The 12,739-nt window shown below is 49.8% G+C and carries 9 protein-coding genes; 7 read left to right on the top strand and 2 right to left on the bottom strand.

Annotation, left to right across the window (positions count from 1 at the left end; translation table 11 throughout):
* Positions 1-208 precede the first annotated feature (208 nt).
* From ACU70B_RS12630 to ACU70B_RS12615, 4 genes are all read left to right on the top strand, one after another.
* Positions 209-2,716 (top strand): S-layer homology domain-containing protein, encoded by a 2,508-nt coding sequence (locus ACU70B_RS12630; RefSeq protein WP_447183875.1) that lies wholly within the window; start codon positions 209-211, stop codon positions 2,714-2,716.
* 190 nt (positions 2,717-2,906) lie between these two features.
* Positions 2,907-4,742: an ABC transporter ATP-binding protein gene (locus ACU70B_RS12625; RefSeq protein ID WP_447183874.1), complete on the top strand. Its 1,836-nt coding sequence runs from the start codon at positions 2,907-2,909 to the stop codon at positions 4,740-4,742.
* A complete protein-coding gene (locus tag ACU70B_RS12620) occupies positions 4,742-6,484 on the top strand; it encodes an ABC transporter ATP-binding protein (RefSeq protein WP_447183873.1) in 1,743 nt (580 codons plus the stop codon). Before ACU70B_RS12625 ends, ACU70B_RS12620 begins: the two co-directional genes overlap by 1 nt.
* 51 nt (positions 6,485-6,535) lie before the next feature.
* Positions 6,536-7,342, top strand: coding sequence for a methyltransferase domain-containing protein (locus ACU70B_RS12615; protein ID WP_447183872.1), 807 nt, complete (start codon positions 6,536-6,538; stop codon positions 7,340-7,342).
* Positions 7,343-7,403: 61 nt separating this feature from the next.
* Here ACU70B_RS12615 and ACU70B_RS12610 read toward each other — a convergent pair whose 3' ends face one another.
* Positions 7,404-8,603, bottom strand: a complete 1,200-nt coding sequence (locus tag ACU70B_RS12610; RefSeq protein WP_447183871.1) for a YibE/F family protein — start codon at positions 8,601-8,603, stop codon at positions 7,404-7,406.
* A gap of 272 nt (positions 8,604-8,875) precedes the next feature.
* Here ACU70B_RS12610 and ACU70B_RS12605 point away from each other — a divergent pair, with 272 nt between their 5' ends.
* The 3 genes from ACU70B_RS12605 to feoB are packed head-to-tail and all read left to right on the top strand — an operon-like array spanning position 8,876 to position 11,465.
* Positions 8,876-9,052 (top strand): hypothetical protein, encoded by a 177-nt coding sequence (locus tag ACU70B_RS12605; RefSeq protein WP_447183870.1) that lies wholly within the window; start codon positions 8,876-8,878, stop codon positions 9,050-9,052.
* 38 nt (positions 9,053-9,090) lie between these two features.
* Positions 9,091-9,333: a FeoA family protein gene (locus tag ACU70B_RS12600; protein WP_447183869.1), complete on the top strand. Its 243-nt coding sequence runs from the start codon at positions 9,091-9,093 to the stop codon at positions 9,331-9,333.
* A gap of 2 nt (positions 9,334-9,335) precedes the next feature.
* Positions 9,336-11,465, top strand: a complete 2,130-nt coding sequence (feoB, locus tag ACU70B_RS12595; protein ID WP_447183868.1) for a ferrous iron transport protein B — start codon at positions 9,336-9,338, stop codon at positions 11,463-11,465.
* 84 nt (positions 11,466-11,549) lie between these two features.
* Here feoB and ACU70B_RS12590 read toward each other — a convergent pair whose 3' ends face one another.
* Positions 11,550-12,713, bottom strand: a complete 1,164-nt coding sequence (locus tag ACU70B_RS12590; RefSeq protein ID WP_447183867.1) for an iron-containing alcohol dehydrogenase — start codon at positions 12,711-12,713, stop codon at positions 11,550-11,552.
* Between the last annotated feature and the right edge of the window lie 26 nt (positions 12,714-12,739).

The following is a 12,739-nucleotide window of genomic DNA, read 5'->3' as shown; positions in this document are numbered from 1 at the left end:
CGGCTGCTATGGAAAGCGGATATCGACCGCAAAATGTTAGGTTAAACTAACACGTATCTGCCGCTAATGATGAGCCGGTATCGGTTTGCAGTTGACAAGCAGTGAAAAAAGCAAGCAGGGAACGGGGGAACTAAATGATCTGGAGGTGACGAAAAGATTTTTCTGAGGTTTATACAATGAAGTACTTAATAATGGAGGAGGGCATTGGATGAGAGCAAAGTCGCGTTTTAAAGCAATACTGAGTATCTTTATAATTTCGTTGATGACATTTAACTTGGGCATACCGGTCGGGGCAACCGACAGCTTAAACATGTCAGGTGGGAATGTTCCGGGTGTCCTGGTAATTGCCCACGGTTCTCCTGCTTCTCAAGATAGCTGGAATGTGCCGGTACGCACGGTTGTTCAAGAATTACGGTCGCAACTGCCCTATTCGGTAGAACTGGGCTTTTTAGAGTATTTGCCTGAGGAAGATATCCATATTGCTGTGCACCGGTTGGAAAATCAGGGAGTAACCCGAATTGTTGCCGTACCGCTCTTTATATCTTCGGCTTCCGAACATATGGAAGAAATCAAATATGTGCTGGGCTTGCCCAGCAATTATACCGGGCACGAAGAAACACCCGGGCACGATGGACACGGGGGAGGCGGATCCGAAGAAGAATTAAGTCCGGTTGAAGCCCGGGCCGGCATAGAGCTGACCGCAGGGTTGGATGACCACCGGCTGATAGGCGAAATATTAAGCGATCGGCTGCAGACATTCAGTACTGATCCTACGCAGGAAGCATTAATTCTGGCCGCACATGGCCCCGGGGAAGAGGCTTACCAGGGAGCCTGGGAAAAAAACCTCAATTCCATTGGTTCCCAGCTGCAGCAAAAACATGGCTTTAGGGTGATTGAGCATGGCTATGTGGCCTTCGGCCAGCCGGATGTGCGTACTGTGGTTGAGCAGGTCTATGTGGCCGAACAAGTCTATGCCGCCAGCCCGGTTACCGGTATTCTGGTAATGCCGGTTATGCTCAGCGAAGGCTATTTTACCGACATGAAAATTCCCGGCAGTTTACAGGGCCTAAACTACTCTTATCCCGCAAAAGGCCAGCGGGCTTTAATGCCCCATGATAACATACCCGGGTATATAAGTACCCGGGTTACTGATGCCGTCGTAGGTTCTGTTGAACTGAAAGAAGGAGGCCGGATCTGCTCCTACAAGTTTATGGATGCTGCCCTGGGAGAAGGGGGCGAGATTTGTATTTGCGCCGGCCTGGCTTTTCGGGCTATGCAGCAGGCCATACGCGTTCTCGTTCCTGATGCCGTTCCGGGAAAAGACCGCTTTATGGCCGTAGGCCCCAAATCTCATGGGAGTGAAGAAGCTTTTGCATTGCTGCTGGGCGAAGGCTGCTATAGTTTAGAAGATAGAGAGCACAATGGCTCATATTATCGGTATCAGATAACCGATCGGCAGACTGGCAGGGTGGTATCCGTCCAGGTTCGTCCGGAAGTATTTCCCGCAAACTTCTTTCCGCTCAGGCAAAAAATCAAAAACGGTGCCGCCACCCCGGAAGAGAAACAAACTTTCAAGTCCCTGCGCGGTCAGGTGGTAGAAAAGGTATGCTGGCAAGATTCCGAAAAGCTATTTACGGTAAATGGCCCGGCAATACCCGGTTCTGGTGGAGGCGGCAGTTCTTCCGCCGCTAGCCCGGTAAAGCCCGGTGATACCACAAAAGCCCCTGAAATTAAGGCATTAGCCGGATTACCGGTTAAAGTCAAAGCTTCCTTGGGGGCTATACTGATGATGGAAAATGCCGTCATAACTATACCGGCCAATGCATCACCGGCAGATATTGAGGTTAGTATCAGTAAGGCGACCGAAATTGCTGGCCTCAGTATCCCGGCAAGCCAGCAGTTAATCAGCGATGTGCTGGAGATTGCCAAAAACGAGACGGCTGATTTTAAGGTGCCGGTCAGCATTCAGCTGAGTTTTGACAAATCTGGCCTGAACACAGAAAAATATGAGGTCAAAATATGTTTCTATGATGAAGGCAAAAAGGAATGGATGCCGCTGGAAAATGTCAGCGTCGATCTTGCTGATGGAACAGTTCGCGGAGAAATCAGGCATTTTACCAAGTTTGCGGTATTAGCCTTTCCCCGGGATACAGTTCCGTCTATTACCGCTCCCGATAAATGTAGTGATATTTTGGGGCACTGGGCCGAAGCGAAGCTGAAAGAAATGCTGGGCAAAGGTATTATCGGCGGGTATCCTGATGGAACATTTCGTCCCGATGGGGCGATAAGCCGGGCCGAGTTCTGCACCTTGGCGGTAAAGGCGATGTACTATGAACTGCAGCCGGGTAATACTTTTGCGGACTCTTCCGATCACTGGGGAAAAGACTACATTTCGACCGCGGTCGCTCAGGGCATGGTGCATGGTTACAGCCCTGCTGCCTTTGCCCCCGATGATCCTGTCACCCGCGAGCAGATGGCGGCAATTATTCATAATATCCTCGGGACAGGTACGGATATAAAAGGTACGGATGTAAGCAAGAACATTTTCAGTGATGCCGATCTGATTTCCCCCTGGGCTCGGGAGGCGTTTGATACGGTCAGTCGAAGAAGCTTAATCAGCGGATATCCCGACCACAGTTTCCGGCCCCAAACTCATCTGACCCGGGCCGAAGCAGTCACGGTATTTTGTAAATTGGCGGAGATGGATAAGCAGTGATTGCCTTAGTGGCAAGCCTTATGATTATCAGTTCAGTCCTTCTTATCGGTGTATTGACAAAGCCCTTAACGTTTGTGGTCATCCCGGCCAATAGGCAGTGCTGGGATTTTGCAATCAATGTGGTTTTAAAATGAACCGGGTTGGAGAAGGCGGGTAAGGTATTAAAATAACTGGGAGAAGGTTGATGCTAATGAACAATGATGAGGTAGTGAATAAAAAGACCGGTATTCCCCGGTTGTTGGAAATTGCCGGGGAGAAACGCGGGTTGTTGGTTATTTCGGGAGTGCTGTCGGCCATAAGTACGGCGCTGATGTTTTTCCCCTTTGCAGCTGCCTACTTTATTGTGGCGGAGCTGCTGCAGCATGCTGCCAGTCCGGCATTGAGCGATATGGATTTGATTCGTCAATGGGGATTGCGGGCTTTGTACTCTCTGTTGGGGGCCCTGCTTTTTTTGTATGCCGGCACCATGGCTTCCCACATAGCGGCTTTTCGCATACTGTACAGCCTTAGAGTGCGCTTGGCCGAGCACCTGGCCCGGCTGCCCATGGGATACCATACCCGGCAGTCATCAGGAACCGTTAAGAAGCTGCTGGAATTAAGCGTGGAAAAGATTGAAAGTTTTATCGCCCATCAATTGCCTGACCTGGTGGGAGCAGTTGCTCTGCCGGTAATTATGCTGACGGCCATGTTTATTCTGGACTGGCGCCTGGCTGTTGCCTGCGCCGTCCCCATTATTGGGGCTTATTCCCTGCAGGCGCTGGTGTTCTATGGGGAAGAAGGAATGGGAAAAGTCAGAGAATATCATGATGCCCTGGAGAGAATGAATGCGGCCGGGGTGGAATATGTCAGAGGAATGCCGGCGGTCAAGGTGTTTGGACTTACCGTAAGCACCTTTCTGCAATTTCATAACTCGATTATCGGTTACCGGGATTGGGCGGTGCAATACGTACGTTTCTGCAGGCGGCCCTATATAGCCTTTACCACCATTCTGGTTTCGCTTATGGTCTTTATCCTGCCGGTCGGGGTTTTTATTCTTAGCGGCCAGCCGGATAATCAGGCATTTGCCCTGACATTGATGCTTTTTCTGGTAGTAGCTCCGGGTTTTGCTGCTCCCATGATGAAACTGATGAATCTGGGCGGCAATATGCGGATTATCGCGGAGGGAGTGGAAAGAATTGACGGGATTTTTGCCCAGCAGCCGGTTCCTGAACCTTTAAATCCGCAAAAGGCGGAAGGATATAACATTGAATTTGATAATGTGGTTTTTTCTTACGACGACCCGGCGGCCTCCACCCGGACCGAAGCCCTGGCCGGGGTTTCCTTTACCGCCCGGGAAGGTGAACTGACGGCCCTGGTCGGGCCTTCCGGAGGAGGAAAATCTACCATAGCCCATCTCATTCCACGTTTTTGGGATGTAGGAACCGGCGCTATCCGTATTGGCGGGGTGGATATCCGGGAGATGGGAACCGAACAATTGATGGATATGATCTCTTTTGTATTTCAGGATGTGCATTTGTTCTATGACACGATTGAGGAAAATATCCGTATGGGAAGCAGTGATGCCGGCTATGAAGAGGTCGTGGCAGCCGCTCAAGCCGCATCCTGCCATGAATTTATTGAATGCCTGCCCCAGGGATATCGAACCAGAATTGGCGAAGGAGGTACCTACCTTTCCGGGGGAGAGGCCCAGCGGGTGGCTATTGCCCGGGCGATTTTAAAGAATTCCCCCATACTGGTACTGGATGAAGCTACCGCTTTTGCCGACCCCGAAAACGAAAGCAAAATACAGGCCGGCTTGAGTGAGCTTATCAAGGGAAAAACCGTCATAATTATCGCCCATCGACTGTCGTCTGTCCGCGAGGCCGATCAGATCCTGGTGGTGGATGAAGGGCGGATTGTGGAACGGGGCCGGCATAATGAGCTTGTTGACCGGGATGGGTTATACCGGCGTATGTGGCGGGCCCATATTGATGCCGACAGCTGGACGATAGCAGCGGAAAAAGCAAGCAAGGCGGTGAATGAATAATGAAAAATTTCTTCTATAATATTACCAGCGGCGACCCGGCCGCGCTCTTGATCCCCTCGCTGGCCTCCTTTTTTGATGGTTTGGGCAAAATTATTCCGGCCGCGCTTATTTTTGATGTGGTCAATACCATGTATCTATTTTTTGCCCACCCCGGAACACCCCTAAATACCGGCAGGTTGTGGACGGTATGCGCAATTCTGCCCGCCTGGATGCTGCTGCAGTACCTGGTGTCAAGCTGGGCCTACGGCAAAACCTTTACCGCGGCTTATGCGGTTTCCGCCCAGGGACGCATCAATCTGGCAGAACATCTGCGCCGGTTATCACTGGGCTTTTTAGGCAGCCGTGACCCGGGCGACCTGACCACCATGATGTTGGGGGACTATGCGGCGGTAGAAACTACTATCTCGCATTATGTGCCTCAGCTGGTAAGCGCCGCCGCCTTGCCGGTGATAGCTTTTATCGGATTTTCCTTTATTAACTGGGAAATGGCCCTGGCCATGTTTATCGCCCTACCCCTGGCAATCCTGATTGTCTGGCTTTCGGCCGGCTTGCAGACCCGCCTGGGACTCAACCATGTCAAGGCCAAGGTCGATAGTGCCAGCCGTTTGCAGGAATATCTGCTGGGCATGCGGGAAATAAAATCCCATAACCTGAGCGGGGAGAGATTTGAACGTCTGCGGGAGGCTTTTGCCGCTCTGATGCGGGAATCAATCAAATTGGAAGGCGGGGTAGGCCCGGTTATGATGGCGGCGATTGCCCTGATGCGGGCCGGCCTTACGCTGATGATTTTTGTAGGGAGCTACCTGCTGGTGGGGGGAGAGCTTACCCTGCCGGTGTTTCTGATGTTCCTGGTGCTGGGAAATATGGTTTTTGAGCCTTTGACCGGGGTGCTGGTCAATTACGCCGAAATCCGCTATTCGGTTTTAAGCGCCGATCGCATCATGCAGATTCGCCGGGAAGAACCGTTGCCGGGTACGAAGAATCCTCCGCCCGGCAATCATATTGAATTTGACCATGTTACCTTTGCTTATGAAGACGCCCTGGTGCTTAAAAATATATCTTTTAATATTCCGCCAGGGAGTATTACGGCCCTGGTTGGCCCTTCCGGGAGCGGCAAAAGCACCATAACCCGCCTTATTGCCCGTTTTTGGGATGTGCAGGGGGGGGGAATACTGCTGGATGGCCAGAATATAAAGGAGATTGACCCGGAGAAGCTGCTGATCCGTATTTCCATGGTATTTCAGGATGTCTATCTTTTCAAAGATACCATCCGCAACAATATCAAAGTCGGGAAAATGGATGCCACCCAGGAAGAAATCGAATGGGCGGCCCGGCAAGCCTGCTGCCATGAGTTTATCATGAAACTGCCCCAGGGCTATGATACTCCGGTGGGAGAAGGGGGCTGCACCCTGTCGGGCGGGGAAAAACAGCGGGTATCAATTGCCCGCGCCTTATTAAAAGACGCTCCCATCGTACTCCTGGATGAGGCTACCGCTTCCCTGGACCCGGAAAATGAAAATCAGGTACAGCGGGCGATTAATGCTCTGGTCAGCAACAAGACCGTAGTTATCATTGCCCATCGCTTAAAGACCGTAAAAAAAGCCGATAATATAATAGTCCTGGATGAAGGCCGGGTAGTGGAACAGGGCGGACATGAAGAACTGTTGGCAAAACAGGGGTTGTATCACCACCTGTGGACTCTGCAGCAGGAGACGGCCGGTTGGAGCATGAAGGCTTCATGAACGCAGGGGCAATATGATATATAATGACAATATTAAACGGGGAGGTGTAATATGAATTCTTCCACTTATGAGAAAAGCCTGCTATTATCACAGCCCCTGCGGGAACCGGTATTGAGGAAGGCGGTCCAATCAATGCAATTGCCGGAGTCCGGCTATGGACTGGATATAGGGTGCGGAACAGGTTTGAACACTATTATGCTGGCGGAAGCTATGGGGCCTGCGGGGCGGGTGGTGGGTCTTGATAACGCAGAAGAACTCTTAACGAAGGCCAAGTTGCTGGCCAGTGAATCGGCGGCCCGGGAGGGGATTGATTTTATCCGGGGTGATGCCGGGAATTTGCCTTTTCCGGATAAAAGCTTTGACTGGGTCGTCAGTATCGATTGTGTCGGCGTTCTGGATATTGACCCGGTAATTTTGTTAAGAGAAATCGGCCGGGTGATAAAACCCGGCGGCAGGGTATTTATTATTATATGGTCTTCCCAGCTGCTGCTGCCGGGATATCCTCTCCTGGAGGCGCAATTGAACGCTACTGCGGCCGGCATTGCTCCTTTTAAGTTAGGGATTGCGCCGGACCGACATGTCATGCGGGCGCCGGAATGGTTCCGGCAGGCTGGTTTTCAGGACATCCAAACCCATACTTTAACCAGGGATGTTTGTTCACCTTTAAGCGTTGAAATAATTACCGCTATGACCGATCTACTGGCAATGCGCTGGGAAAGCAGCGAAATGGAAATGAGCCCCGAACTCCGGCATGATTACCGGCGCTTATGCCGTCACGATTCAACTGAGTTCATTCTAAATGTTCCGGGATACTACGCTTTTTTTACCTATACCGTTTTTTCCGGACGTGTTAATTGATGCCACTCTTTTCTGAACCACTGATAACAAGAGGTTTATTCCCAAGCTATTCCTGACCAACCTATATTTTCGGATATACCTGCCGATGCCTGGCCCTGCCGGTTTTAGCGGTTAACCAGCCGGCGATAACAGCGGTAATGGGGACTGATATGACCAAAGCGATACTGCCCACCAAGGCTCTAATAATTTCGGTTACAATAAGTTCCCAGTTTACTATACGCAAGGGCTCCATTTCGTAAACCATAAACAGCAGCATAAAAGGCAATGCTCCTCCGGTATAAGCCAGGATAAGGGTGTTGGCCATGGTTCCCATAATATCACGTCCGACATTCATTCCTGCTGCTATTAGTTCAGTAGTCTTCATATCAGGGTTCACCTTTTTAACCTCGCTTATGGCAGAAGCTACTGACATAGTCACATCCATAATGGCCCCTACTGCCCCGATGAGAATTCCGGCAAACAGCAAACCGCGCATGTCAATATTAAGATTCTCCACATAGACCAGCATACGTTCTTCCTCAGTAGCCAGGCCAGTGAGCTGTGCCAGGTCGCCGAAGGCGCAGGCCAGCCATCCAGCTACCAGCAACCCTCCCAGGGTACCCAGGGTAGCGGCCAGGGCTTTTTGGGAAAAGCCGGCAATAGATATCATAGTAATCAAAGTTACCCCTATTAGTACCACAACCGTAAGCGGCAGAGGAGGCTTTCCGGCTATCAACCCGGGAAGCAGTATTTTATAAATTCCTAAAACCGTTACGCCTAATCCGAATAGGGCCTTGGCTCCTTGCAGACGGCCGATTAATAGCAGTAGTCCCGCAAAAATAAATACTATCCACCCAAGCGCCGGGCTGCGTACCCGGTCAGAGACATAGATTGTTTTTACTGACTCCTCTGCATTTGGGGTTGTCGATTCCGCGATGTAAATGACTACCTGGTCACCCGGCGCCAAGCTCAGGTCAAAACCAGCACTGCCAGAAATAGTGTTAATAGCAGTTAAAACCTTGCCTTTATTTGGACCGCTAAGAACCTCCACCTGGACTTTCTGTTCTATCACCTTTCCTTGTAGCGCTTCAATTTCCTCTTCTTTTTCTTCTTTTACTTCCAGAACCAGAGCCTTTTCGTAGCTTTCCTGATACTGCTCATCATTGAATTCGGGATGGATCTGTCCCTGGGTCTGACCGGGCAGGAGAGCAAGAAAAAGCATCAGTAAGCATAAAAGGTAAATGATTTTTCGGGCAACTGGCTTAAGCCAAGATCCTGTCATTATACCCCCTCCCGTATAGTTAGGCTAAACTAATTATATATAAATAGCAGGAGCCTTGCAAAAGGTATAGTTGACGCTGATCCCCTTAAGCGATATTTGCATTTGGAAAACAATAGAACCGACAATAAAGATGGGAAGAAGAAAAAGCCGGCATAAGTTTTCCTTGACAAAATGAGATGTTATTAATAATATGAAATTGATAATCATTATCAGTAAAAGAAATTTTTTTATTCTATTAGTTAGGTATACCTAACTATGTTGGGAGGGATAACGTGGAAGTAATTATATTGGCTGCCGTAGGAATGACGGCACTGGCTATAATCGGTTTGCGGATAAGGCGAAGGTTACAGGAGTTAACGCAAGACAGTCCGGAAAAATGCAATGGTTGCAGCCACTGTTCCGATTGCTGTCTGGGAAGAGGGACCCAAGACTTTAATGCTATGAAATAACGAACTAACAACGATTGATTGATATGGAGGGTAGCAGAATGATTAGAACCTTAAAGGATTTAATCCCTGGGGAAAAAGCTCGTATTACTTCAATCATAGGCAATGGCAGCATACGCCGCAGAATACTTGAAATGGGGCTGGTACCCGGCGTAGAGGTGGTTATGGAAAGGTATGCCCCCCTGGGTGATCCGATTGAAATCAAGAGCCAGGGTTTCCATCTTTCTCTGCGTAAGGAAGAAGCGGAAACGATTATTCTGGAGCAAAGCGGTAAGGAGGGGTAGTAATGGTCCGTAATAATATAGTTATTGCCTTGGCGGGTAATCCTAATTCGGGTAAAACCACTATTTTTAATAATATAACAGGATCCCGGCAGCATGTGGGAAACTATCCCGGGGTTACAGTGGAAAAAAAAGAAGGCTGGGTAAAGCACCGGGGGGTTGAGATTACGGTAATTGATTTGCCTGGTACCTATGGGTTATCGGCTTATTCGCCGGATGAATTAGTGGCCAGGAACGTAATCATCGAAGAAAAGCCGGATCTAATTATTAATGTCGCGGATGCTTCTAATCTGGAGCGTAATCTTTATTTGACTACCCAGTTGAAAGAACTGGAGATCCCCATGGTATTAGTTCTAAATATGGCCGATGTAGCCGAACGTAACCAAATTGCATTAAATTATGAGTTGCTCTCACAATTACTGGGCATGCCGGTAGTGAGGGCAGTGGGAACCAGGAACGAAGGTACGGTTGCCATATTGGATGCAACGGTAGATGTACTAAGAGGACAGAGGAGTCCCCGCGAAAGACTGGTGCGTTACCGGCAGGAAATTGAAGAGGAAATAGTGCGCCTGCAGGCAGTATTGGCTGCGGAGGGTAGCTTAAAAACACCGGCAGAGGCTGCTGCATCCGGTACAAGCCGAGAATATGTCTATCCCGCCCGCTGGACCATAATAAAATTGCTGGAGAAAGACCATGAGTTAATTAAAAAAGTCCAATCTTTTTCCTTTAGCGAAGATTTATTGGAACAGGTGGAGCAAAGTAGACAACGAATCAGAAGGTTGCAGGGCGATGACCCTGAGATGACCCTGGTTGAGGACCGGTATGCCTTTATTCGTGGGGTATGCCGTGAGGCTTGTCAGGTTAGTGTGGTAAACCGGGCATCCCTTACGGAAAAGATAGATAATATTATATTAAACCGCATACTGGGTATACCTTTGTTTTTGGGTATGATGTGGCTGCTGTTCCAACTTACCTTTACCCTGGGAGCGCCTCTGATGGATTGGATTGATATTGGTGTTTCCGCACTAGGGGACTGGGTGAATGGTCAAATGGCGGAAGGAATGCTGCAATCTCTGGTAGTCGATGGAATCATCGGCGGTGTGGGAGGCGTTTTGGTTTTCTTACCCAATATTCTGCTCTTGTTTTTGGGGATCGCCTTCCTGGAAAGCACCGGTTATATGGCCCGGGCAGCCTTTGTTATGGACGAGGTCATGCACAAGGCGGGGCTGCATGGAAAGTCATTCGTTCCTATGCTGATTGGATTTGGATGTACGGTACCTGCCCTAATGGCCAGCCGTACTCTGGAGAATCCCCGCGACCGCCTGGTTACCATGCTGGTAACCCCTTTAATGAGCTGCGGTGCACGATTGCCGGTTTACACTTTGCTCATTGCTGCTTTTTTTACCCCCCGGGTAGGAGGCAATATCCTTTTTTCCCTATATCTTATCGGTGTTGTCTTAGCAATAATTATGGCCCGGGTATTTCGCACCTGGTTGTTGCCTGGTGAGACAGAGCCTTTTGTTATGGAACTACCGATTTATAGACTGCCTACTTTAAAGGGTGTTCTTATTCACATGTGGGAAAGAGCATGGCTCTACCTGAAAAAAGCAGGAACCATTATCCTGGCCATATCCATAATTATGTGGGGACTGTTTACCTTTCCTGCGGCAGATAAAAATGGGCATGAATTCCAGAGTCCCGGTGTACAGATGGAGAACAGTTATGCTGGTCGGGTGGGTAAGGCCATAGAGCCTGTTCTTAGACCGCTTGGCTTTGACTGGAAAACCGGAGTGGCTCTGTTGGCGGGTTTTGGTGCCAAGGAGGTAGTTGTGAGTACTTTAGGCACCCTTTATAGCATTGAGAACGAAGATGCTTTGACCGGGGAAGAAGAACCGGTAGTTAAGAGTTTTGCCCAACGGGCCAAGGAACAATCAGGCTATACGCCGCTGGTAGCCTATGTGCTCATGATATTCACCCTTATCTATGTACCCTGTATGGCAACTATAGCTGTAATCAAGAGAGAAACCAATAGCTGGAAATGGCCGGCTTTTACCATAGGCTATACAACGGTTCTGGCCTGGGTAGTATCCTTCCTGGTATACCAGGGTGGCTTGCTTATAGGGATAGGGATTTAACCCTATCCCTGGAGTGGCCGTAATCCTTCCGTAGCTCAGAAGCTCGGCATCTTTGGTATATGTGGGAATGGAATCATTAACCGGTCAGCCGCCATAAGCCGCATGCAAAATATTTAAGACATCCTGGTATTCCAGTTTTTTGAAAGCCCCCAGAGTTCCCCGGGAGGTTGCTTTCGTCGCCATTTCCGCTAAACGGTTTTCCTCTACCCCGATCGCGCTTAGACTGGTAGCGAGACGCAGTGATTCAAAGAATTCTGCCGTCTTTTCTATACCCGCGCGGGCTATCATTGTCTCTTCCCCTGTTATGTTCCATACATTGCGAGCGTATTCTGCCAGCCGGGGGGCAGTCTGTGCATCCAGGACATAGCGCATCCAATGGGGGGTCAGGATGGCCAGGCCCAGGCCGTGGGTTATATCATAGAGAGCGCTGATCTCATGTTCGATATCGTGGGTGGCCCAATCGGTACGCTTGCCGGCTTTCAGCAATCCATTGAGAGCCAGGCTTCCCGCCCACATCAGATTGGCTCGAGCCTCGTAGTTATCCGGTTCGGCTATGGCAATCGGGCCATAATGGATACAGGTCTTTAGTATGGCCTCAGCCAGGCGGTCCTGAATAAAGGTGCCCGGAGTGGGGCTGAAATACTGCTCGAATACATGACTCATAATATCAACCGTTCCTGCCGCAGTTTGTTCGGGAGGAACTGAAAAGGTATACTCCGGGTCGAGAATGGAAAAGCGGGGAATCAATACCGGACTACCTATTCCCAGCTTCTGAGCGGTTTCGTCGTTGCTGATAACGGCGTTGGAGTTCATTTCGGAACCGGTGGCAGCCAATGTCAATACGGCGCCTACCGGCAAGGCATGGTTTATCCGGGCTTTGCCGGTGAAAAAATCCCAGGGATCACCCTCATAGCCGACGCCGGCAGCAACGGCCTTAGCGCAATCGATCGCACTACCCCCCCCAACGGCCAGCACCAATTGCACACCATGCTCCCTGCAGAGCTTTACCCCCTGATGCACGCTGCTAATCCTTGGATTCGCCTGAACCCCGGAAAGTTCCACATAAGCTATGGAATTATCCCTGAATATCTGCATGATCTGCTCATATAGTCCATTGCGTTTAATGCTGCCTCGGCCGTAAACCAGAAGCACCTTGTTGCCGTAAGCCAATATTTCCCCGCCCAATTCCTCAATTTTTCCTCGTCCAAAACGGATACGGGTAGGAAAATGAACATTGAAGTTTAACATCTTGCACCCCCCGATATTGCGGTTAT

Source organism: Syntrophomonas curvata, from assembly GCF_052976825.1.
Note: the sequence above shows the minus strand (reverse complement) of the source record. Positions and strands in the feature narration are given on the sequence as shown.